Annotated in this window: 21 protein-coding genes; 19 read left to right on the top strand and 2 right to left on the bottom strand. The window is 64.3% G+C overall.

Translation table 11 applies throughout. The annotated features are described in order from the left end of the window. Window positions 1-52: 52 nt before the first annotated feature. The gene (locus VG320_RS12920; RefSeq protein WP_327200497.1) at window positions 53-577 is read right to left on the bottom strand and encodes a gamma carbonic anhydrase family protein; all 525 of its coding nucleotides are present in this window, start codon (window positions 575-577) and stop codon (window positions 53-55) included. A gap of 186 nt (window positions 578-763) precedes the next feature. Between VG320_RS12920 and VG320_RS12915 the strand changes: the two genes are divergently transcribed. The 10 genes from VG320_RS12915 to VG320_RS12870 all read left to right on the top strand — a co-directional run bounded on the left by VG320_RS12915 (window position 764) and on the right by VG320_RS12870 (window position 9,911). Next, on the top strand, window positions 764-1,642 hold the full coding sequence (locus VG320_RS12915) for a ferritin-like domain-containing protein (protein WP_327200496.1): 879 nt from the start codon (window positions 764-766) through the stop codon (window positions 1,640-1,642). A gap of 69 nt (window positions 1,643-1,711) precedes the next feature. Continuing rightward, on the top strand, window positions 1,712-2,614 hold the full coding sequence (locus tag VG320_RS12910) for an alpha/beta hydrolase (protein ID WP_327200495.1): 903 nt from the start codon (window positions 1,712-1,714) through the stop codon (window positions 2,612-2,614). Between the two features lie 83 nt (window positions 2,615-2,697). After that, complete coding sequence (locus VG320_RS12905; protein WP_414696029.1) at window positions 2,698-3,528, top strand: 3',5'-nucleoside bisphosphate phosphatase; 831 nt, start codon at window positions 2,698-2,700, stop codon at window positions 3,526-3,528. A gap of 161 nt (window positions 3,529-3,689) precedes the next feature. Then, window positions 3,690-4,325 (top strand): L-threonylcarbamoyladenylate synthase, encoded by a 636-nt coding sequence (locus tag VG320_RS12900; RefSeq protein ID WP_327200493.1) that lies wholly within the window; start codon window positions 3,690-3,692, stop codon window positions 4,323-4,325. 84 nt (window positions 4,326-4,409) lie between these two features. Then, on the top strand, window positions 4,410-5,075 hold the full coding sequence (locus VG320_RS12895) for a site-2 protease family protein (protein WP_327200492.1): 666 nt from the start codon (window positions 4,410-4,412) through the stop codon (window positions 5,073-5,075). A 4-nt stretch (window positions 5,076-5,079) separates the two neighbouring features. Continuing rightward, complete coding sequence (locus tag VG320_RS12890; RefSeq protein WP_327200491.1) at window positions 5,080-6,282, top strand: tryptophan--tRNA ligase; 1,203 nt, start codon at window positions 5,080-5,082, stop codon at window positions 6,280-6,282. Between the two features lie 3 nt (window positions 6,283-6,285). Next, a complete protein-coding gene (locus VG320_RS12885; RefSeq protein ID WP_327200490.1) occupies window positions 6,286-6,936 on the top strand; it encodes a class I SAM-dependent methyltransferase in 651 nt (216 codons plus the stop codon). A gap of 44 nt (window positions 6,937-6,980) precedes the next feature. After that, window positions 6,981-7,886 carry a 4-hydroxy-tetrahydrodipicolinate synthase gene (gene dapA / locus VG320_RS12880; protein WP_327200489.1) on the top strand — a complete coding sequence of 302 codons (906 nt, stop codon included), beginning with the start codon at window positions 6,981-6,983 and terminating at the stop codon, window positions 7,884-7,886. A gap of 98 nt (window positions 7,887-7,984) precedes the next feature. Continuing rightward, window positions 7,985-9,127 (top strand): outer membrane protein assembly factor BamC, encoded by a 1,143-nt coding sequence (bamC, locus tag VG320_RS12875; protein ID WP_327200488.1) that lies wholly within the window; start codon window positions 7,985-7,987, stop codon window positions 9,125-9,127. A gap of 7 nt (window positions 9,128-9,134) precedes the next feature. After that, window positions 9,135-9,911: an MBL fold metallo-hydrolase gene (locus tag VG320_RS12870; protein WP_327200487.1), complete on the top strand. Its 777-nt coding sequence runs from the start codon at window positions 9,135-9,137 to the stop codon at window positions 9,909-9,911. A 92-nt stretch (window positions 9,912-10,003) separates the two neighbouring features. Here VG320_RS12870 and VG320_RS12865 read toward each other — a convergent pair whose 3' ends face one another. Beyond that, entirely contained in the window at window positions 10,004-10,702 is a 699-nt protein-coding gene (locus VG320_RS12865; RefSeq protein ID WP_327200486.1) for a Bax inhibitor-1/YccA family protein, read from the bottom strand. A gap of 294 nt (window positions 10,703-10,996) precedes the next feature. On the opposite strand from VG320_RS12865, the gene ndk reads away from it, so the two are divergent. The 9 genes from ndk (at window position 10,997) to hfq (ending at window position 20,985) form a co-directional block, all read left to right on the top strand. Further along, window positions 10,997-11,422: a nucleoside-diphosphate kinase gene (gene ndk / locus VG320_RS12860; RefSeq protein WP_027814909.1), complete on the top strand. Its 426-nt coding sequence runs from the start codon at window positions 10,997-10,999 to the stop codon at window positions 11,420-11,422. A gap of 128 nt (window positions 11,423-11,550) precedes the next feature. Then, complete coding sequence (rlmN, locus tag VG320_RS12855; RefSeq protein ID WP_327200485.1) at window positions 11,551-12,714, top strand: 23S rRNA (adenine(2503)-C(2))-methyltransferase RlmN; 1,164 nt, start codon at window positions 11,551-11,553, stop codon at window positions 12,712-12,714. 222 nt (window positions 12,715-12,936) lie between these two features. Continuing rightward, entirely contained in the window at window positions 12,937-14,091 is a 1,155-nt protein-coding gene (locus VG320_RS12850; protein ID WP_327200484.1) for a helix-turn-helix domain-containing protein, read from the top strand. Window positions 14,092-14,203: 112 nt separating this feature from the next. After that, window positions 14,204-15,523: a flavodoxin-dependent (E)-4-hydroxy-3-methylbut-2-enyl-diphosphate synthase gene (gene ispG / locus VG320_RS12845; RefSeq protein WP_103703975.1), complete on the top strand. Its 1,320-nt coding sequence runs from the start codon at window positions 14,204-14,206 to the stop codon at window positions 15,521-15,523. Between the two features lie 67 nt (window positions 15,524-15,590). Then, complete coding sequence (hisS, locus tag VG320_RS12840; RefSeq protein WP_327200483.1) at window positions 15,591-16,928, top strand: histidine--tRNA ligase; 1,338 nt, start codon at window positions 15,591-15,593, stop codon at window positions 16,926-16,928. Between the two features lie 113 nt (window positions 16,929-17,041). Beyond that, window positions 17,042-17,671, top strand: a complete 630-nt coding sequence (locus VG320_RS12835; RefSeq protein ID WP_327200482.1) for a tetratricopeptide repeat protein — start codon at window positions 17,042-17,044, stop codon at window positions 17,669-17,671. A gap of 58 nt (window positions 17,672-17,729) precedes the next feature. Beyond that, window positions 17,730-18,875, top strand: coding sequence for an outer membrane protein assembly factor BamB (gene bamB, locus VG320_RS12830; RefSeq protein WP_327200511.1), 1,146 nt, complete (start codon window positions 17,730-17,732; stop codon window positions 18,873-18,875). 372 nt (window positions 18,876-19,247) lie between these two features. Then, window positions 19,248-20,585, top strand: coding sequence for a ribosome biogenesis GTPase Der (gene der, locus VG320_RS12825; RefSeq protein ID WP_327200481.1), 1,338 nt, complete (start codon window positions 19,248-19,250; stop codon window positions 20,583-20,585). 163 nt (window positions 20,586-20,748) lie between these two features. Further along, window positions 20,749-20,985 (top strand): RNA chaperone Hfq, encoded by a 237-nt coding sequence (hfq, locus tag VG320_RS12820; protein ID WP_027814901.1) that lies wholly within the window; start codon window positions 20,749-20,751, stop codon window positions 20,983-20,985. Window positions 20,986-21,065: the final 80 nt, after the last annotated feature.

Raw genomic sequence — 21,065 nt, 5'->3', positions numbered from 1 at the left:
TCTTTTCCTTCGTTTCGTTCCTGGCGGCGCGGCCCGCGGCGCACAGCGGCTTTTAGCCGATGCGCACGAGCTGCGCCTTGAAATACTGCCTGCGCTCGCTATAGACATCCGCGTTGCGCTTGAGACCGGCGATGTCCGCCTCGGTCAGTTCACGCACCACTTTCGCGGGCGCACCGAGAATCAGCGAGTTGTCGGGGAATACCTTGCCTTCGGTCACCACCGCGCCTGCACCAACCAGACAGTTGCGGCCGATTACCGCGCCATTCAAGACCACCGCCTGAATCCCGATGAGTGCGCCTTCCTTGACCGTGCAGCCATGCAGCATCGCCTGATGGCCGATCGTCACGTTCGCTTCCAGCGTGAGCGGGTAGCCGGGGTCGGTGTGCAGCACCGCGCCTTCCTGGACGTTGCTGCGCGGGCCGACCGAAATCAGCTCGTTGTCGCCTCGCAGCGTCGCGCCAAACCAGACGCTCGAATCCTCGGCGAGTTCGACCTTGCCGACGATGGTGGCGTTGTCTGCGACAAACACGCTTTCGTGAATGGTGGGCGCGGCTTCTCCAAGCTTGTAGATCGTCACGGTGTTGCGTCTCCTGTTTTCTTGCGGTGGCTGCGGCCTGCGCGGCATGGGCCGGCGTTGGCACCGAACATGGCGCGGGCGGCGCAGTGCGGGTTAATCGCGTATTGTAAACGGTTGCGCCCGATGCTTCCGGGGCGCCCCTTTTTCGCTCTTCCGAGCGTCCTGCCGATTTTTCTCCGTTTTGCGATGAGTTCCGTGTTTTCCTCCGCCACGTCAGCTGTCCAGCCTGCCGATCCCGCTCCCACCGGTTGGCGCGCCGCCGCCCTCGACGCGCTGTGCGAACGCGATCCGCTCGCCAAAGCCGATGCCGTCAGCGCGCTCCATACGCAGACGCTCGAAGCCGCGGCGCGCGGCGAGTCTCACTGGGATACCGCCCGTGTGCTGGAAGCGCCTGCCGTGCTGCCGGGCCGCCCGCAGCGCCCCGAGCTGGTGGAGCCGCGCAGCCTGCAGCGCCGCAGCATGAGCACGCCGCAAGGACGCGTCGTGCTGCTGCACGCGCTCGCGCATATCGAGTTCAACGCGATCAATCTCGCGCTCGACGCCGTCTGGCGTTTCACCGACATGCCCGACGCTTTCTACGCCGACTGGCTCAAAGTCGCCGCCGAGGAGGCCTATCACTTTTCGCTGCTGCGCCAGCGGCTGGCCGACTACGGTCACAGTTACGGCGATTTCCCCGCGCACAACGGCCTGTGGGAAATGTGCGAACGCACCTGTGACGACGTGCTTGCACGCATGGCGCTCGTGCCGCGCGTGCTGGAGGCGCGTGGCCTCGACGCCTCGCCGCCCATCCGCGCGCGCCTGAAGCAGGCCAGCGACCACGAATCCGCCGCCATCCTCGACATCATCCTGCGTGACGAGGTGGGGCACGTGCGCATCGGCAATCACTGGTTCCGCTTCCTGTGCGACCAGCGTGGCCTCGATCCGCATGCGGCGTGGCTCGACCTCGCCGCCCAATACCATGCGCCGAAGATGCGCGGGCCGTTCAACTTCGAGGCGCGGCGCTCGGCAGGCTTCGACGAAGCCGAACTCGATACGCTGATCGCCCAGGATGCCGGCGAAAAATGACATTCTTGCGGTCCATCTGTCAGAGCGTATCGATATAATCGAACGACCATTCGTTTTTCTGCGAGCGCAATGAACCTTTCCCGATCCGAATTCGTCGCCGTGAACGGCATCCGTTTGCACGTGCGCCGCTGGGGCGCCGAGGACGCGCCCGTGCTCTTCATGCTGCATGGCTGGATGGACGTGGCGGCGTCGTTCCAGTTTGTCGTCGATGCGCTGGGTGGCGACTGGCAGGTGATCGCGCCCGATATGCGCGGCTTCGGCCTGTCGGACTGGCCGGCGGCGCAGCAGGGCGGCGGCAGCTACTGGTTCCACGATTACGTCGCCGATCTCGACGCGCTGCTGGACCATTACGCGCCGCAAGGCGAGGTGAATCTGGTCGGGCACAGCCTGGGCGCGAACGTGGTGTGTTTCTACGCGGGTGTGCGGCCCGAGCGCGTGCGCCGGGTGGTCGATCTGGAAGGCTTCGGTATGCCCGCGACTGTGCCTGCGCAGGCGCCCAAACGCGTGCGCGACTGGCTCGACGAGATGCGCACGCCGCAGCAGTTGCGCCCCTATGCGACGCTCGCCGACGTGGCCGCGCGGCTCACAAAGACCAACCCACGCCTGCTGCCGGCGCGGGCGCGCTTTCTCGCGCAGCACTGGTCGAAGCCGGTGACGGGCGAGGCGAACGGCGAGGGCGGCTACATGCTGCTCGGCGACCCCGCGCACAAGATGGTCAACCCGGTGTTGTACCGGCTCGAAGAGATCATGGCCGTGTGGGCCTGCGTGAGCGCGAAAGTGCTGCACGTGGAAGCGACGAATTCCGAAACGCTGGCGCGCATCGCGGGCAAGGTGCCGATCGATGTCTTCAAAAAGCGTTTTGAGGCCTTTCCCGACTGGCGCGAGCGTCTGATCGAGGATGCGGGGCACATGGTCCACCACGATCAGCCCGAGGCCGTGGCGCGCCTCATCGAGGCTTTCTGCGCTGCTTAGGCAGCGTTGAGGCGGGGCGGAGCGCGTCGGCACGGCTTCGCCGCGTTGCAGTAAAATGGTCGCTTACTCCTATGACGCCCGCAATGAACGCCGATCTCCACTGTCACTCCACTGTCTCCGACGGCCAGATGGCCCCGGCTGCCGTCGCCCAACTGGCGAAGGCGGGTGGCGTGGCGCTGTGGGCGCTCACCGATCACGACGAACTCGGCGGCCAGCGCGAAGCGCGCGAGGCGGCTGAAGCGCTCGGCATGCGCTACCTGAGCGGCGTCGAAATCTCCGTCACGTGGGCGTCGCGCACGGTGCACATCGTCGGGCTGCATGTCGATCCCGAGTGCCCGGCGCTGGTGGAGGGCCTCGCGCGCACGCGCAACGGCCGCGCAGCACGCGCCGAAGCGATCGGCGAAAAGCTGGAAACGCTCGGTATTCCCGATGCCTATGAAGGCGCGCTGCGCTATGTCTCGAACCCCGACCTGATTTCGCGCACGCACTTCGCGCGCTTCCTGGTCGAATCGGGCCGCGCGCAGAATATGCAGGACGCTTTCACGCGCTGGCTCGGCGACGGCAAGGCCGGCTACGTCTCGCACCGCTGGGCCAAACTTGCCGATGCGCTGGGCTGGATCAAGGCGGCCGGCGGCGAAGCCGTGGTCGCGCACCCAGGCCGCTACAACTACACGCAGCTCGAACTCGACGCCTTCTTCGGCGAGTTCATCGACCTGGGCGGCAAGGCAATCGAAGTCGTCACCGGCAGCCACACGCCGGATCAATACGGCGAGTATGCTGCGGTAGCACGCCGCTTCGGCTTCGAGGCGTCGCGCGGTTCCGATTTCCACGCCAAGGGCCCGGATTCGATCGAGCCCGGCACGCTGCCGCCGCTGCCGTCCGATCTCAAGCCTGTCTGGGAGCGATGGCTGTAGGCCGCGTTTGCCGCGCGGCCCGTCGCCTTCGTCTCCAATCACCGTCAAACGGCTGTCCGCCGTGCGCACGCCGCTCTCGCGCGGCATGCCACGGATAGCGCGTGAATAACGCGTAAAGTGCGCCTTCCCATCCGCTTTGCCTTCGTTAGCTGATTACTGCCATGTCACAGTTTTTTCGGCTTCACCCAGAAAATCCGCAGCCGCGCCTCGTCAAGCAGGCGGTGCAGATCATCCGCGATGGCGGCGTGATCGCGCTGCCGACCGATTCGAGCTACGCGCTGGCCGCGCGCATCGACGACAAGCAGGCCGCAGAACGTCTGCGCCGCATCCGTCATCTCGACGAGAAAGCGCTGCTTTCGCTGATGGTGCGCGATCTGTCTGAACTGGCGAACTTCGCGATGGTGGACAACCGCCAGTACCGGCTCATCAAGTCGGTGACGCCGGGGCCGTATGTGTTCGTGCTGGAAGCCACCAAGGAAGTGCCGCGGCGGCTGTCGCATCCGTCGCGCAAAACCATCGGCCTGCGCGTGCCGGGGCACCCGATTCCGCTCGCGATCCTCGAAGAACTGGGCGAGCCGCTGCTCGCATCGACGCTGATCCTGCCGCCCGACACCGACCCGCTCAACGATCCGGAAGAAATTCGCGATCGCCTGGAAAAGCAGCTCGATCTTGTGATCGACGGCGGCGCGTGTCCGTGGGAGCCGTCCACCATCATCGATCTGAGCGGCCCGGAACCCGTGCTGGTACGTGCCGGGCGCGGTTCGCTCGCGCCGTTCGGACTGGAAGAGGAGGCGTGACGCGCGCATTTATCGGGCTGCTTTGTACGCACATCGACGTCCACGAAGCAGCGCACCGCTAGCGCATTGTTACAATACGCCGCCATGGAAGCCTCGATCATTCAGACGCTCGTCGTCTACGCCTTGCCCGTCATCTTCGCGATCACGTTGCACGAAGCCGCGCACGGCTATGTCGCGCGCATGCTCGGCGACAATACCGCCTATGTGCTCGGCCGCGTGTCGCTCAATCCGATGCGCCATATCGATCCGGTCGGCACCATCGCGATGCCGCTGATTCTGTATTTCCTCACCAGCGGCGCCTTCGTGTTCGGCTACGCCAAGCCGGTGCCGATTGCCTTCGGCAATCTGCGCAATCCGCGCTGGGGCACATTGTGGGTCGCGGCCGCGGGGCCGGCCTGCAACTTCGTGCAGGCGCTCGTGTGGGGCGTGTTCGGCGTGGCGCTCGCGGTGATGGGTATCGACGAGCCGTTCTTCACGCGCATGGCCGCTGCCGGCGTGGGCGTGAATCTGGTGCTTGGCGTGCTCAATCTGTTTCCGCTGCCGCCGATGGACGGCGGCCGGGTGCTCGCGGCTCTGTTGCCCACGCGTGCGAGCATTGCGCTCTCGCGCCTCGAGCCCTATGGTTTCATCATCGTGATGGCGCTGCTGGTCTCCGGCGTCTTCACGCGATTCTGGCTGCGCCCGCTCGTTTCGATCGGCTACGACGTGGTGACGGCAGTGCTTACTCCCCTTGTTTCGCTCTTCTCATAACATCATGTTCCCAGACCGTATTTTCTCCGGCATGCGGCCCACCGGGTCGCTGCATCTCGGCCACTATCACGGCGTGCTGAAAAACTGGGTCCGGCTTCAGTCCGAATACCCGTGCTTCTTCTGCGTGGTCGACTGGCACGCGCTCACGACGCACTACGAGACGCCGGATGTGATCGAGAAGAACGTCTGGGACGTGCTGATCGACTGGCTCGCATCGGGCATCGACCCGAACCAGGCCACGCTCTTCATCCAGAGCCGCGTGCCCGAGCATGCAGAACTGGCGCTGCTGCTCGGCATGAGCACGCCGCTGTCCTGGCTCGAACGCGTGCCGACCTACAAGGAACAGATCGAAAAGCTGCGCGACAAGGATCTGGGCACCTACGGCTTCCTGGGCTACCCGGTGCTGATGGCCGCCGACATTCTGCTGTATCGCGCCTCGCTCGTGCCGGTCGGCGAAGATCAGGTGCCGCACGTTGAAATGGCGCGCGAAATGGCGCGCCGCTTCAACTACATGTACGGCCGCGAGCCGGGCTTCGAAGAGAAGGCCAACGAAGCCGCGAAGAAGCTGGGCGGCAAGCGCTCGAAGCTCTATCACGAGTTGCGCGTCGCCTATCAGCAGGAAGGCAACGAGGAAGCGCTCGAACAGGCGCGCGCGATGTTGTCCGAATCGCAGAGCCTGTCGATGAGCGACCGCGAGCGCCTGTTCGGCTATCTCGAAGGCTCGCGCAAGATCATTCTGCCGGAGCCGCAGGTGCTGCTGACCGAGGCGTCGCGCATGCCGGGTCTCGACGGCCAGAAGATGTCGAAGTCGTACGGCAACACGATCGCGCTGCGCGAAGACGCGCAATCGATCGAGAAGAAGGTCCGCACGATGCCGACCGACCCGGCGCGCGTGCGCCGTACCGATCCGGGCGATCCGGACAAGTGCCCGGTATGGCAGCTGCACCAGGTCTACACCGACGCCGAGACGCACGACTGGGTGCAGAAGGGCTGCCGTTCGGCCGGCATCGGCTGTCTGGAGTGCAAGCAGCCGGTGATCGAGGGCATTCTGCGCGAGCAGCAGCCGATGCTCGAGCGCGCGCAGAAGTACATGGACGATCCGTCGCTGCTGCGCGCCATCGTCGCCGACGGTTGCGACCGCGCCCGCAAGTACGCTACGGAGACCATGCGCGACGTGCGCGAGGCGATGGGCCTCTCGTACAGCTAAGGCATGTCGATTCACGGAGTGGGTGAGCCGTCGGAATGGGTGCGCCAGTGGGCGCACCTGATCGCGCCGGGCGGCACCGTGCTCGACCTTGCGTCGGGCGCGGGCCGTCATGCGCGCTGGCTGGCCCAGCGCGGTCACCCGGTCGCGGCGCTCGATCGCGACGCCGACGCGCTCGCGACCTTGCGCGACGTGCCCGGCGTTGGCACGTTAGAGTGCGACCTCGAAGGCGCCCCCTGGCCGCTGCCCGACGATGCGCGCTTCGCCGCCATCGTCGTCACGAACTATCTGCATCGTCCCTTGATGGGGCGGCTGCTCGACGCGCTCGCGCCTGGCGGCGTGCTGATTTACGAAACTTTCGCGCAAGGCAACGAAACGGTGGGCAAGCCGTCGAATCCGGCCTTCCTGCTGGCGCCGGGCGAATTGCTGGCGGTCTGCGCGCCCACCTTGCGCGTTATCGCCTATCAAGACGGATTTATCCTGCATCCTCGTGAGGCTTTCGTGCAGCGCATCTGCGCCGTGCGCGAATGGGCCGTCGAAGCGGCAAACCTTACCAGGCTAACCACGATGACGGGGTCGGACACGTCATCGGAAATACCCGGTCATACACAGACGACTCAGGTACTACCCGTATCGCGTTACGTTCTGACCGCCTAATCCGCTACAATCGCGGTTTAACGTACTCATTTCTTTGACGTTTCATGGCTAACGGCACTCAGCACGGCATCACGCTTGGCGGCAGCATTCCCGCGATCGTCACCCCCATGCACGAAGACGGCAGTCTCGATCTGCCGGCCTTCCGCAAACTGATCGACTGGCACGCGGAAGAGGGCACGGACGCCCTCGTCGTGGTAGGCACGAGCGGTGAATCCGCTACCCTGGACGTCGAAGAACACATCCTCATGGTCAAGACGGCCGTCGAGCACGCTGCCGGCCGCATGCCGATCATCGCGGGCGCGGGCGGCAACTCGACCGCCGAGGCCATCGAACTCACGAAGCACGCGAAGGAAGTCGGCGCGCAGGCTTCGCTGCAGGTCGTGCCCTATTACAACAAGCCCACGCAAGAGGGCCAGTACCTTCACTTCAAGAAGATCGCTGAAGCGGTCGATCTGCCGGTGATCCTGTACAACGTGCCGGGCCGCACCGTCGCCGATATGGCGAACGAGACGATCCTGCGTCTGGCGCAGGTGCCGGGCATCATTGGCGTGAAGGAAGCGACGGGCAATATCGACCGTGCCGCGCACCTCATCAAGCACGCGCCGGAAGGCTTCAAGATTTTCAGCGGTGACGATCCCACTGCGATCGCGCTGATGCTGCTGGGCGGTCACGGCAATATCTCGGTGACCGCGAACGTCGCACCGCGTCAGATGAGCGACCTGTGCAAGGCCGCCATTGCCGGCGACGTGAAGACGGCGCGTGAGATTCATCTGAATCTCCTGTCGCTGCACAAGAACCTGTTCATCGAATCGAATCCGATTCCGGTGAAGTGGGCGCTGCAGGAGCTCGGCCGCATCGAAGGCGGCATCCGCCTGCCGCTCACGCCGCTCGACGCGCGTTACCACGACGTGGTGCGCACGGCGCTGCGCGAGGCCGGCCTGCTCGGCTAAGCCGACGCGCCGCATTTTCAATCGACGTCGCCATCGCCCAACCGCTGACAGACTTCTGACGGCACCAGGCTTAGCGTTCCCGTATTACGAAGGTCCACATGAAACGTTCCGTTCTTTCCCTCCACGCAACCCGCATGGCGGTGCTGGCGCTCGCAATTGGCTCGCTCGCAGGCTGCGAGTCGCTGAACGACATGTTCGCGTCGGATCGCGTCAACTACAAGGACACGCCGAGCGCACCGCCGCTGGCAGTGCCGCAGGATCTGTCGTCGGCGCCTGGCGGCCAGAAGTACGTCGCGCCGGCGCCCACGCTGACGCTTGGCGGCAGCGCGCAGCGCACCGTTACCAGCGCCGGCAATGCCACGCTGGGCGTGCCGAGCTCGCAGGACCCGCTGGGCATGCACGTCGAGCGCGATGGCGATCACCGCTGGCTCGTGATCGACGGCCGCTCGCCTGACGACGTCTGGCCGCAACTGCAGGAATTCTGGTCGGAAAGCGGCTTCACGCTGACCACCGATTCGGCCTCCACCGGCATCATGACCACGGACTGGGCCGAAAACCGCGCCAATATTCCGGACGACTGGTTCCGCCGCACGATTGGCCGCGTGATCGATTTCGCGTATTCCTCGGGTACGCGCGACCGCTTCCGCACGCTGGTGTCGCGCGGTCCGGACGGCCAGACCGACATTTCCGTCACGCATAGCGCGATGGAAGAAGTGCTGACGGGCCAGGACAAGACCGGTTCGAAGTGGGTCGAGCGTCCGCGCGATCCGGCTCTCGAAGCCGCGTTCCTTGCCAAGATCATGCAGAAGTTCGGCCTGACCGATGCGCAGTCGAAGCAACTGCTGACGGACGCTCGTACGTCGTCGGTGGCGGCCAAGGTTGCTGCGGGCCCGGACGGCACGACGCTCGATCTGCCGGAAGCGTTCGACAGCGCCTGGCTGCGTGTGGGTCTCGCGCTCGATCGCACCAACTTCACGGTCGACAACCGCGACCGCTCGAAGGGCATTTACTACGTGCGCTACGCGGATTCGATGCAGGAACTCAAGGGTGACGGCCTGTTCGGCAAGCTGTTCTACAACCCGAAGAAGGACGCGAAGAATCAGGGTCCGGAATTCCTCGTCGCAGTGCGCGCGAAGGGCGATACGCAAACCCAGGTCGCGGTGCTCAACCAGAACGGCCAGGTGGATACGTCGTCGGACGCGCAGCGCATCGTGACCGCGCTGCACGCCCAGTTGAACTGATCCGGCCGTGCGATTTGCGAGCCTCGGCAGCGGTAGCGAAGGCAACGCACTGGTGGTAGAAGCAGGCGGCGGCGCGACGCCCACGCGCGTGCTGCTCGACTGCGGTTTTTCCGCGAAGGAAGTGGAGCGGCGGCTCGCGCGAGCGGGTCTCGCCGCCGACACCCTGAGCGCGATCCTCATTACCCACGAACACAGCGACCATATCGGCAGCGCGCTCACGCTGGCGCGCCGCTGGTCGATTCCGCTCTACACGAGTTGGGGCACGGCCCGCGCGGTTGGCGCCGACGATGCTGCGGGCGTCGAGCTCAACGTCCTCTGGGGCGACGAGACGGTCGAAATCGGTGAGTTGGGCGTGTTGCCCTATACGGTGCCGCACGACGCGCGCGAGCCGCTGCAGTTCGTCTTCAGCGATGGGGCGAGCCGTCTGGGCGTGCTGACCGACGTTGGCGAATCGACGTCGCATATCAACGCGGTGCTCAGCGGGTGCGATGCGCTCGTGCTCGAATTCAACCACGATCTCGACATGCTGGCCTCGAGCCGCTATCCGGCGTCGCTCAAGGCTCGCATCAGCGGGTCATATGGTCATTTGAACAATGACGCAGCGGGGGAGATTCTCGCGGCACTCGACCGGTCGAAGCTGCGGCATCTGATTGCCGCGCATTTGAGCCAGCAGAACAACACGCCGGAACTCGCGCGTGCGGCGATGGCGGCGGTGCTGGGCAATGCGATGACCGAAATCGGGGTTGCAACGCAGGCGGAAGGATTTGACTGGGTGGCGTTGTAACGCCGGACGCCCGAAACGAAAAAAACCCATGATTTGCGTCATGGGCTTTTTATTTGGTGAAGCAGGTCGAATACGATCCGACCCCTCAAGCTTTAGTTACGATTGCCGCCGAAAATCCCGAGGATTGCCAGCAGGTTCGTGAACACGTTGTACAGATCGAGGTAGATCGCGAGCGTCGCCGAGATGTAATTGGTCTCGCCGCCGTTCACGACGCGCTGTACGTCGAACAGCATGTAAGCCGAGAAGATCACGATCGCCAGTACGGACACCGTGAGCATCAGCGCGGGCAGGTGCAGGAACATGTTCGCGATGCCGGCGAGCAGGATCACGATCACGCCCATGAACAGCCACTTGCCCAGACCCGAGAAGTCACGCTTGCTGACCGTGGCAATAGTGGCCATCGCGGCGAAAATCACGCCGGTGCCGCCGAATGCGAGCATGATGAGCGACGGGCCGTTCGAAAAGCCAAGGATGAACGACAGCAGGCGCGAGAGCATCAGGCCCATGAAGAACGTGAAGCCCAGCAGCACGAACACGCCGACCGAGCTGTTCTTGGTGCGCTCGATGGCAAACATGAAGCCGAAGGCGATCGCGAAGAACGCGAGCAGGCTCATGGCGGGGCTGGTGGCGGCGAAAAGCGAGAAGCCCGTGGTGACGCCCACCCACGCGCCGAGCACCGTCGGCACCATCGACAGCGCGAGCAGCCAGTAGGTGTTGCGCAGTACGCGGTTGCGGGTCTCGGCGGAGGCGACGGTGCCGCCGCGGCCGAAGTTGTAGGGATACTCGTTCATGCTTTCTCCTTGCGTGAGACGCGTGGTCCGCGGCGCGCGGCTAATGCGCGTGCCACTCCTCGTAAGATATGCGCGGCGCTCCAGAGTTTCAACGGTTTGCCACACGGTTCGAGCTATCGTGACAGAGCGTATGCCGGGATTCTTAAGCCCCGCTGAAAGCCCCGGCGGCGCGGCTTTTGAGCTTGTTTTGACCGGCTATCCGGCCTAACAGGGTTCAATCGCAATCATACATTGGAACATGCTACAATTGCGGATTCATTTGGATCTGTAACCTCTTAATTTTCTGGAGTTTTTATGGCGATCGAACGCACCCTGTCGATTATCAAGCCGGACGCAGTGGCAAAGAACGTGATCGGTCAGATCTACAGCCGCTTCGAAAACGCTGGCCTGAAGATCGTTGCCTCGCGCATGGTCCAACTCTCGCGCGCTGACGCAGAGAAGTTCTATGCTGTTCACGCAGAACGTCCGTTCTTCAAGGACCTCGTCGAATTCATGATCTCGGGTCCGGTCGTGATCCAGGCTCTGGAGGGCGAAAACGCCATCCTGAAGCACCGCGATCTGATGGGCGCAACGGACCCGAAGAAGGCGGAAAAGGGCACGATCCGCGCTGACTTCGCAGACAGCATCGATGCAAACGCAGTCCACGGTTCGGACGCAGCGGAAACGGCACGCGTTGAAATCGCGTTCTTCTTCCCGGAAGTCAACGTTTACTCGCGTTAATTAACGCGCGGTAAGCGGTAGTTCACAGTAGCATAGGTCGCGAACGGCGATGACGCTTACCGCCCGGTTTCGGGCTTTCCCGAGACCGGCGGTGAGCGCGCTCTCGCACTGAAATGGCAGGATTCGACATGACGAGCAGTTCCACCGTCAACCTTCTCGATCTCGACGCCCAAGGGCTCGTCGCTTATTGCGAAAGCCTGGGCGAGAAGCCGTTTCGCGCCAAACAGCTTCAGCGCTGGATCCATCAATACAATGCCGCCGATTTCGACGGCATGACGGACCTGGCCAAATCGCTGCGCGAGAAGCTCAAAGGGCGCGCCACGATCGGCATGCCCGACATCATTTCCGACAACGTTTCCTCCGACGGCACGCGCAAATGGCTCGTGGACGTCGGCAACGGTAACGCGGTCGAAACCGTGTTCATCCCGGAAGAAACGCGTGGCACGCTGTGCGTGTCCTCGCAGGCTGGGTGCGCGGTCAATTGCCGGTTCTGTTCGACCGGCAAGCAGGGTTTTTCACGCAATCTCACCACCGCCGAAATCATCGGCCAGCTGCGCATGTCGGAATTCGCCCTGCGCGCCTCGCTTCTGGGCGAAGCGGGCGGCCGTGCCAACGGCGGTGAAGGCAAGGGCGAGCGCGTCATCACCAACGTCGTGATGATGGGCATGGGCGAGCCGCTGCTCAATTACGACGCGGTCGTGCCGGCCATGCGCCTGATGCTCGACGACAACGCCTATGGCCTGTCGCGCCGCCGCGTCACGCTCTCGACCTCGGGCGTGGTGCCGATGATGGACCGCCTTGGTGCGGATCTGCCGGTGGCGCTGGCCGTCTCGCTGCACGCGCCGAACGACGCGCTGCGCGACGAGCTCGTGCCGCTCAACCGCAAATACCCGTTGCGCGAGCTGATGGCGGCGTGCCAGCGCTATCTGAAGGTGGCGCCGCGCGACTTCATCACGTTCGAGTACTGCATGCTCGACGGCGTCAACGACACGGAAGAGCACGCACGCCAGTTGCTGGCCGTGACGCGCGACGTGCCGTGCAAGTTCAATCTGATCCCGTTCAACCCGTTCCCGGAATCGGGCCTGTTGCGCTCGAAGAACGAGCAGATCAAGCGATTTGCCCAGATCCTGATGGACGCGGGCGTGGTGACGACCGTGCGCAAGACGCGCGGCGACGACATCGATGCCGCTTGCGGTCAGCTCGCCGGCGAGGTGAAGGACCGCACCCGTCTGGCCGAGCGCACCCAGCGCGCGGGCCAGAAGGTCATCGAAGTCCGGCCGGTCCAGCATTGAAGGGACGGCTGAAGGGCACTGAAGGTTTGGATTGGTGCCAGGCCGCAGCGGCTGCGCGGGGGGAGACGCAGCGCTGTCGGCGGTTTGACAAGTAACGTTGCAGAAGCGATCGGATGCGGCACAGACGCCGCGCATTTTGTTATAAACGGTCTGCGATTCGGGACGGGGCGCGGTGCGCCCGCCGGTCGTGGGTTAGAAAAGAATCGACGCAAGGACTTTGGGATGAGCGAGCCGCAGCACCCTTTCGGGACAGACGGGACAGAGACCAACGCAGGCCGTCTGGCGCACGAGGCTGCGCCGTCGCCTGTACAGGCCGTGCCTGAGACGCTCGGCGCAGTGGGCGCGCGTTTGGCGCAGTTGCGTCAGGCGAAGGGCTGGTCGGTCGAGGATGTCTCGGCGCGCCTGAAAGTGTCGGTGTCGAAGTTGCGCGAACTCGAGGCGGGCGACATCAGCCATCTGCCCGACGCGACTTTCGCGGTCGGCGTGGTGCGCGCCTACGCGAAGCTGCTCGGCGCGGACCCGGCTCCGTTCACCCAGGCGCTGCGCCGCGAACGCGGCGAAGCGCAGCAGGATCTGTCGATGCCGGCTTCTGCGGGCGCCGATCTGCCGCGCGGACGCGTGTCGTTGTCGCTTGGCGGCGGGGGCGGCGTGCGTGCGCCGCGTCGCCGCGCATCGTGGCTTTGGGGTGTTGCGCTGGTCGTCGTGGCGGTGATTGTGATCGGCATGTGGCGCACCAACAGCGGCGATTCGTCGGCATGGTTCGCGCGCATCAAGTCGATGGCGAACGGCGTGGGCAGCAGCACCGCAAGTGGCGACGCAGGCGCATCGTCGGCGACGGTGGCGGAGGGGGCCACATCGGGCGCTTCGGACGCGCAGGGCGTTGACCAGCAAGGCGCACAGAACGGCGCAGCGGCTGACGCTCAGGCCGGCGCGGATCAGGGCGCGGCGAGCGCGCCGCAGGCGGCAGCGTTGGCGCCTGCCGCACCCGCAGCGCCTGCCAGTGCGGCGCCGGTGGCGAATACCGCAGCGGCAGCAGTACCGAAAGCGGCGAGCGCTGCCCAGACCCAGGCGCAGGCAGCAAGCGCGCCGGCAGCGCAGGGCGCGTCGGCACCCGTGGCGGCAGCAGGCGACACCTCGACGTTCGCGATCCGCGTGACGCAGGACACCTGGGTCAGCGTGCGTCAGAAAGACGGTAAAGAGGTCTTCTCCGGCCTGGTTCACGGCAGCGACGCCCGTGAAATCAACGGCGTGGGACCGCTGAAGATTACGGTGGGCAACAAGGCCGGCATCGAGTCGATGACCATCGACGGTCAGCCGGTCGACGCGGCGAAGTACGCGTCGGCGCGCGGCAACGTCGCGCGCTTCGTGCTGCCCTGATAGAGACATGGCATGCGTCGCGGCCGGCGAAGATCAGTTTGCCGGCCGCGACGCTTTTTCAATTCGCGCAGCGTAGCCGTTCGTTGTGAACAGTGGCGCGCGCGAGGTGTAAATGGGTTTTTCGATGCAAAGCGAAACGCAATCCCCGACCAGCAATAGTCAGATCGTGTCCAATGAACCGATCCTCGGCGGCCACGCGCCGCGCCGCAAGTCGCACGCCGTGCACGTGCGCTGGGGCGGTCAACTGGTGACCATCGGTGGCGACGCGCCGGTGCGCGTGCAGTCGATGACCAATACCGATACCGCGGACGCGATCGGTACCGCGATCCAGATCAAGGAACTCGCGCAGGCCGGCTCGGAACTCGTGCGTATCACGGTCAACACGCCGGAAGCGGCGGCAGCCGTGCCGCACGTGCGCGACCAGCTCGACCGCATGGGCGTGATGGTGCCGCTCGTCGGCGACTTCCACTACAACGGCCATCTGCTGCTGCGCGATCATCCCGCATGCGCGGAAGCGCTCTCGAAGTACCGGATCAACCCGGGCAACGTGGGCCAGGGCGCCAAGCGCGACACGCAGTACGCGCAGATGATCGAAGCGGCCATCAAGTACGACAAGCCGGTGCGTATCGGCGTGAACTGGGGCAGCCTGGATCAGGATCTGCTCGCGCGCATGATGGACGAAAACGCGGCGCGCAGCGTGCCGTGGGAAGCGCAAAGCGTGATGTACGAAGCGCTGATCCAGTCGGCGATTGGTTCGGCGGAACGCGCGGTTGAACTCGGCCTCACCCGCGACAAGATCATTCTGTCGTGCAAGGTCAGCGGCGTGCAGGATCTGATCGCCGTGTACCAGCAGCTTGCCAAGCGTTGCGATTTCGCGCTGCACCTGGGCCTGACGGAAGCGGGCATGGGTTCGAAGGGTATCGTCGCTTCGACGGCGGCGCTCTCGGTGCTGCTCCAGCAGGGTATCGGCGACACCATCCGTATTTCGCTCACCCCGGAACCGGGCGGTGCGCGCACGGGCGAAGTGGTGGTTGGCCAGGAAATCCTGCAGACCATGGGTCTGCGCTCGTTCACGCCGATGGTCATCGCTTGCCCCGGTTGCGGCCGCACGACCAGCACGCTGTTCCAGGAACTCGCTTCGCAGATCCAGGGTTATCTGCGCGCGCAGATGCCGGTGTGGCGCGAGTCCTATCCGGGCGTCGAAACCATGAACGTGGCCGTGATGGGTTGTATCGTCAACGGCCCGGGCGAGTCGAAGCACGCGAACATCGGCATCAGCCTGCCGGGCTCGGGCGAGAACCCGGCCGCACCGGTCTTCATCGACGGCGAAAAGGTCAAGACGCTACGCGGCGAGCGCATCGCCGAAGAGTTCCAGCAGATCGTGAGCGACTACGTCGCGCGCAAGTACGGCAAGGCCGAAGCGACGGCGTAAGCGCGCCCGCCACGGACTTCCGGATATCGACCTACGCAACGCACTCGCAACGACAATTCGCATCGCAATGACTGAACAGAAAAGAAAGCCCGAAAAGCTCACCGGCGTGAAGGGCATGAACGACATCCTGCCGCAGGATGCAGGGCTGTGGGACTTCTTCGAAACGACCGTGAAGTCCATGCTCCGTTCGTACGGATACCAGAACATCCGTACGCCGATCGTCGAGCACACGCAGCTTTTCACGCGCGGCATCGGTGAAGTGACCGACATCGTCGAAAAAGAGATGTACAGCTTCACCGACGCGCTGAACGGCGAAAATCTCACGATGCGCCCGGAAAACACGGCGGCGGTCGTGCGCGCGTCGATCGAGCACAACATGCTCTACGACGGCCCGAAGCGCCTGTGGTACATCGGCCCGATGTTCCGTCACGAGCGTCCGCAGCGCGGCCGCTATCGCCAGTTCCATCAGGTTGGGGTGGAAGCGCTCGGCTTCGCAGGCCCCGATGCGGACGCGGAAATCATCCTGATGTGCCAGCGCCTCTGGGACGACCTCGGTCTGACCGGCATCAAGCTGGAGATCAATTCGCTGGGTCTCGCGGAAGAGCGCGCAGCGCACCGCGTCGAACTCATCAAGTACCTCGAACAACACGTCGACCTGCTCGATGAAGACGGCAAGCGCCGCCTCTACACGAACCCGCTGCGCGTGCTCGATACCAAGAATCCCGCGCTGCAGGAAATGGCCGACAAGGCGCCTAAGCTGATCGACTTCCTCGGCGAAGCGTCGCTCGCGCACTTCGAAGGCCTGCAGCGCATCCTGAAGTCGAACAACATCCCGTTCAAGATCAACCCGCGTCTCGTGCGCGGTCTCGATTATTACAATCTGACCGTGTTCGAATGGGTGACGGACAAGCTCGGCGCGCAGGGTACTGTCGCAGCCGGCGGCCGTTACGACCCGCTGATCGAGCAACTTGGCGGCAAGCCCACGGCGGCATGCGGCTGGGCGATGGGCATCGAGCGCATTCTCGAACTGCTCAAGGAAGAGAACCTCGTGCCGGAAGCCGAAGGCTGCGACGTCTATGTCGTGCATCAAGGCGAAGCGGCGCGCGAACAGGCGTTCATCGTCTCCGAGCGTCTGCGCGATACGGGTCTCGACGTCATTCTCCATTGCAGCGCAGACGGCCAGTCGGCCAGCTTCAAGTCGCAGATGAAGCGTGCGGATGCAAGCGGCGCGGCGTTCGCCGTGGTGCTCGGCGAGGACGAAGTGGCGCAGGGCGTGGCCGGTGTGAAGGCGCTGCGCGGTAATGCCGCGGACGCTCGCAGCGAGCAACAAACGGTAGCCTTTGAGGACTTGACCGAATATCTGATCAATGCGATGGTTGCATCCGCCGATGACGGCGAGGAATGATCCAGCGTATTTGATCACCTTGGTGGTGCGCTGCTTCGTCCTGCATTGACCTGCATTGACCTGTGTGGCGCGCCCGAAAACAGGCTTCAGAATAAACGAGGAATCGCTACGCGATGAGTTATCACGACGAACAGGAATCGATCGAGAGTTTCAAGGCCTGGTGGACGCAGTGGGGCAACGCGACCACGTGGGTCGTGCTGATCGTTCTGCTCGCGCTCGCTGCGTGGAATGGCTGGAACTTCTGGCAGCGCCGTCAGGCCGCCGAAGCCGCCGTCCTGTACGACCAGGTGCAACAGGCGGCTGCGGGCTCGGACAAGGCGATGCTCACGCGCGTCGCAACCGACATGGAAGACCGCTTCGGCGGCACGGCCTACGCGCAGATGAGCGCGCTCACGGTGGCGAAGTCGCTCTATATGGACGGTGACACGGCAGGCGCGAAGGCGCAGCTGCAATGGACCGCCGATCACGCCAGGGACGAGGAATTCCGCCAGATCGCCAAGCTGCGTCTTGCGTCGGTGCTTCTCGACGAAAAGGCCTACGATCAGGGCCTCGCGTTGATCCCGCAGCCCGATTCGGGTCCGTTCAAGGGTGTCGTGGCCGATGGCCGCGGCGACCTGCTCGCGGCAGCCGGCAAGCGCGACGACGCGCGCACGGCCTACAAGCTCGCGCTCGACAGCCTGCCGAAGACCGACGCGTCCGAGCGTCAACTGGTCCAGTTCAAGCTCGACGCTCTGGGCGGCTAACGCTGCCGGCATCGATCGCAACATCATTCAACCAACTCCATTCATGCTTCGTTCACCGATGAATCTGCTGAAACGAACCGTTGTGCCTGTCGCCTGCGCGATGACCGTTCTCGCACTGGCGGCCTGCTCGTCGACCAAAGACGAGCGCCGCGTGCCGATGCCGCTGACCGAGTTCAAGCCGGTGCTGGACGTCCAGCAGGTGTGGAAGGCGAGCGTCGGCAAGGCCGGCCGCTATCTGTTCTCGCCGGTCGCCGTGGGCGATACCGTGTACGCCGCGGGCGCCAACGGCTCGGTCGCGAAAATCGATGCGCAAACGGGCAAGGAAGTCTGGAGCGTCAAGCTCAAGGACGATCTGTCGGCGGGCGTGGGCAGCGACGGCAACCTCACGGCCGTCGGCGGCCTGAAGGGCGATGTGTACGTGCTCGACTCGAACGGCAAGCTGTCGTGGCAAGCGAAGGCGCCGGGCGAAATCATTTCGCCGCCGCTGGTTGGCAACGGCCTCGTGGTCGTGCGCACGATCGACGGTCAGGTTGTCGCGTTCAACGCGCAGACGGGCGAGCAGAAGTGGGCCTATCGCAACCGCGCTGTGCCGCTGAATCTGCGCGTCTCGGCCGGCATGACCTTCGCGGGCGACCAGGCGGTGCTCGCGGGCTTCCCGGGCGGCGCGTTCTCGGCGATCAACCTGCAAAGCGGCGACGCCTTCTGGGAAACGCCGGTGTCGTATCCGAAGGGTGTGACCGAAGTCGAGCGTATCAATGATGTGAGCGGTCCGCCCACGCTGATCGGCGCGACCACCTGCGCGGTCACGTTCCAGGGCCAGCTTGGCTGCTTCGACGCCAACTCGGGTCGTCCGATGTGGGAGAAGCCGTTCTCGAGCACGAGCGGTATCGCTCAGGACGACACCACGGTAGTTGGCGGCGACGACTGGTCGGTCGTGAAGGCCTACAACGTTGCAACCGGCGCGCAGACCTGGAGCACCGACAAGCTCAAGAATCGCGATGTCAGCGTGCCGGCAATGCTCGGCCACGCGGTGGCGGTGGGCGACTATCAGGGCTACGTGCATTTCCTTTCGCTCGACGACGGCAGCTTCGTCTCGCGCGTGAAGACCGACGGCAGCCCGATCACCGCAGCGCCTGTGCTGGCCGGCAATACGCTGGTCGTGCAGACGAAGGACGGCGATATCTACGGTCTGCGCCCGCGCTGATCGAATCCTGACGCCAGGCGCTGAATCGCCGGGCGTCACCTGGAGGGGCCGCGCCCGCGGGCAGCGGCCTCTTGTGTTTTTCCGGCGTTTTTTCTGCGTGCAAGCGGTGCCTTGATACTGCACGCCGCCCGCGAACTTAATGAGACGACGGATGGCCGGGGCGGCTACCCCCGGTGTTCCAGTCGAACGTCGAAGCGCGACTTGCCGCTTCGGGCCGGCCGGCGCGATATCGCGTCGGGACCGACAATCGGGTGCCCGGCCCGATTCGTGATAATTTGCAACTATTGCAGCATCTGCGGGCACTCATAGCAGACGCTTGCCGCGCTGCGCGCCGGACGTCCCGGCGCCGCGCCTTACTGTAGAAAAGATCAGATGAAACCCGTAATCGCCCTCGTCGGGCGCCCCAATGTGGGGAAATCCACGCTCTTCAACCGGCTCACGCGTTCGCGCGATGCGCTGGTCGCCGACCTGCCCGGTCTTACGCGCGACCGCCACTATGGCGAAGGGCGCGTGGGCGAGCGCGCCTATCTGGTGGTCGATACCGGCGGCTTCGAGCCGGTCGCCAAAGACGGCATCCTGCACGAAATGGCGCGCCAGACGCGCCAGGCCGTCGAGGAAGCCGACATCGTCGTGTTCATCTGCGACGGCCGTAATGGCCTGGCGCCGCAGGACAAGCACATCGCCGATTACCTGCGCAAGACCGGCCGGCCGATCTTCCTGGTGGTCAACAAGGCCGAGGGCATGAAGTACAGCGCCGTGGCCGCCGACTTCTACGAACTCGGTCTGGGCGACCCGCGCGCGATTTCCGCGGCGCACGGCGACGGCGTGACGGAAATGATCAACGAGGCGCTCGAACAGGCCTATGCCGATCTGCCGGAAGAGGACGAAGAAGACGCCAGCAAGCATGGCATCAAGATCGCCATCGTCGGCCGCCCGAACGTGGGCAAGTCCACGCTCGTCAATACGCTGATCGGCGAAGACCGCGTGATCGCGTTCGACATGCCGGGCACGACGCGCGATTCGATCTACGTGGACTTCGAGCGCAACGGCAAGAAGTACACGCTGATCGATACGGCTGGTCTGCGCCGCCGCGGCAAGGTGTTCGAGGCAATCGAGAAGTTCTCGGTGGTCAAGACGCTGCAGTCGATCGCCGATGCCAACGTGGTGATCCTGCTGCTCGACGCGCACACGGAAATCTCCGACCAGGACGCGCACATCGCCGGCTTCGTGGTGGAGCAGGGCCGCGCGCTGGTAGTGGGCGTGAACAAGTGGGATGGCATGGACGATCACGCGCGTGAACGCACCAAGCACCACCTGCAACGCAAGCTGAAGTTCCTCGATTTCGCGGAAATGCGCTTTATCTCGGCGACGGAAAAGTTCGGCATTGGCCCGCTGATGCGCTCGGTCGACGACGCGTACGCTGCGGCCATGGCCAAGCTGCCGACGCCGAAGCTCACGCGCGCGCTGATCGAAGCCGTGGAATTCCAGCAGCCGCGCCGCCGCGGCCCGGTTCGCCCGAAACTGCGCTATGCGCACCAGGGGGGACAGAACCCGCCGATTATCGTGATCCACGGCAATGCGCTCGACGCGGTCACGGAAACCTACAAACGCTATCTGGAAAACCGCTTCCGCGAAACTTTCTCGCTGAAGGGCACTCCATTGCGAATAGAGCTTCGTTCTTCGACGAACCCCTACACGGAAAAGAGCTGAAGTACGTGCGTTACCGCGCGTAAAGGCGCGTTCAGGCCGTCTGGCCTGGCCGCCGCAAGCGGCGCGGCGTAACGAGAATCAGCTATAGTGTAGCGATTGGTGGTGGATTTCTTTTTCTTCATCCCAATATAAGTTAAACCTGCAAAAAAATACGGAGTTTGCTATGAGCAACAAAGGGCAACTGTTACAAGACCCGTTTCTGAACGCGCTGCGCAAGGAGCACGTGCCTGTTTCGATCTACCTGGTCAACGGCATCAAGCTTCAGGGGAACATTGAATCGTTCGACCAGTACGTCGTGTTGCTCCGTAATACGGTTACGCAAATGGTTTACAAGCACGCCATTTCCACGGTGGTCCCGGCCCGTCCGGTGAACTTCCACCCGGACTCGGAAGCGTCCTGACCCATGACGCGGCCGGTCCTGGGCGCCTCGCAGGCGCTCGCGGGCCGGCCGTTTCCATTTTGATACCAGACAATTTGATC

The organism is Paraburkholderia sp., assembly GCF_035948235.1.
In the GTDB taxonomy this organism is placed as follows: Bacteria; Pseudomonadota; Gammaproteobacteria; order Burkholderiales; family Burkholderiaceae; genus Paraburkholderia.
This window is presented reverse-complemented; position numbering and strand designations above follow the sequence as displayed.

Bases quoted from the DNA above. Each gene is read 5' to 3' on its own strand.
- bamC (WP_327200488.1), top strand. From the start codon at position 7,985: ATGAAACGTTCCGTTCTTTCCCTCCACGCAACCCGCATGGCGGTGCTG.
- VG320_RS12835 (WP_327200482.1), top strand. From the start codon at position 17,042: ATGAGTTATCACGACGAACAGGAATCGATCGAGAGTTTCAAGGCCTGG.
- VG320_RS12910 (WP_327200495.1), top strand. From the start codon at position 1,712: ATGAACCTTTCCCGATCCGAATTCGTCGCCGTGAACGGCATCCGTTTG.
- VG320_RS12885 (WP_327200490.1), top strand. From the start codon at position 6,286: ATGTCGATTCACGGAGTGGGTGAGCCGTCGGAATGGGTGCGCCAGTGG.
- der (WP_327200481.1), top strand. From the start codon at position 19,248: ATGAAACCCGTAATCGCCCTCGTCGGGCGCCCCAATGTGGGGAAATCC.
- bamB (WP_327200511.1), top strand. From the start codon at position 17,730: ATGAATCTGCTGAAACGAACCGTTGTGCCTGTCGCCTGCGCGATGACC.
- VG320_RS12895 (WP_327200492.1), top strand. From the start codon at position 4,410: ATGGAAGCCTCGATCATTCAGACGCTCGTCGTCTACGCCTTGCCCGTC.
- hfq (WP_027814901.1), top strand. From the start codon at position 20,749: ATGAGCAACAAAGGGCAACTGTTACAAGACCCGTTTCTGAACGCGCTG.
- VG320_RS12905 (WP_414696029.1), top strand. From the start codon at position 2,698: ATGAACGCCGATCTCCACTGTCACTCCACTGTCTCCGACGGCCAGATG.
- dapA (WP_327200489.1), top strand. From the start codon at position 6,981: ATGGCTAACGGCACTCAGCACGGCATCACGCTTGGCGGCAGCATTCCC.
- VG320_RS12850 (WP_327200484.1), top strand. From the start codon at position 12,937: ATGAGCGAGCCGCAGCACCCTTTCGGGACAGACGGGACAGAGACCAAC.
- VG320_RS12900 (WP_327200493.1), top strand. From the start codon at position 3,690: ATGTCACAGTTTTTTCGGCTTCACCCAGAAAATCCGCAGCCGCGCCTC.
- VG320_RS12865 (WP_327200486.1), bottom strand. From the start codon at position 10,702: ATGAACGAGTATCCCTACAACTTCGGCCGCGGCGGCACCGTCGCCTCC.
- VG320_RS12890 (WP_327200491.1), top strand. From the start codon at position 5,080: ATGTTCCCAGACCGTATTTTCTCCGGCATGCGGCCCACCGGGTCGCTG.
- ndk (WP_027814909.1), top strand. From the start codon at position 10,997: ATGGCGATCGAACGCACCCTGTCGATTATCAAGCCGGACGCAGTGGCA.
- hisS (WP_327200483.1), top strand. From the start codon at position 15,591: ATGACTGAACAGAAAAGAAAGCCCGAAAAGCTCACCGGCGTGAAGGGC.
- VG320_RS12915 (WP_327200496.1), top strand. From the start codon at position 764: ATGAGTTCCGTGTTTTCCTCCGCCACGTCAGCTGTCCAGCCTGCCGAT.
- ispG (WP_103703975.1), top strand. From the start codon at position 14,204: ATGGGTTTTTCGATGCAAAGCGAAACGCAATCCCCGACCAGCAATAGT.
- rlmN (WP_327200485.1), top strand. From the start codon at position 11,551: ATGACGAGCAGTTCCACCGTCAACCTTCTCGATCTCGACGCCCAAGGG.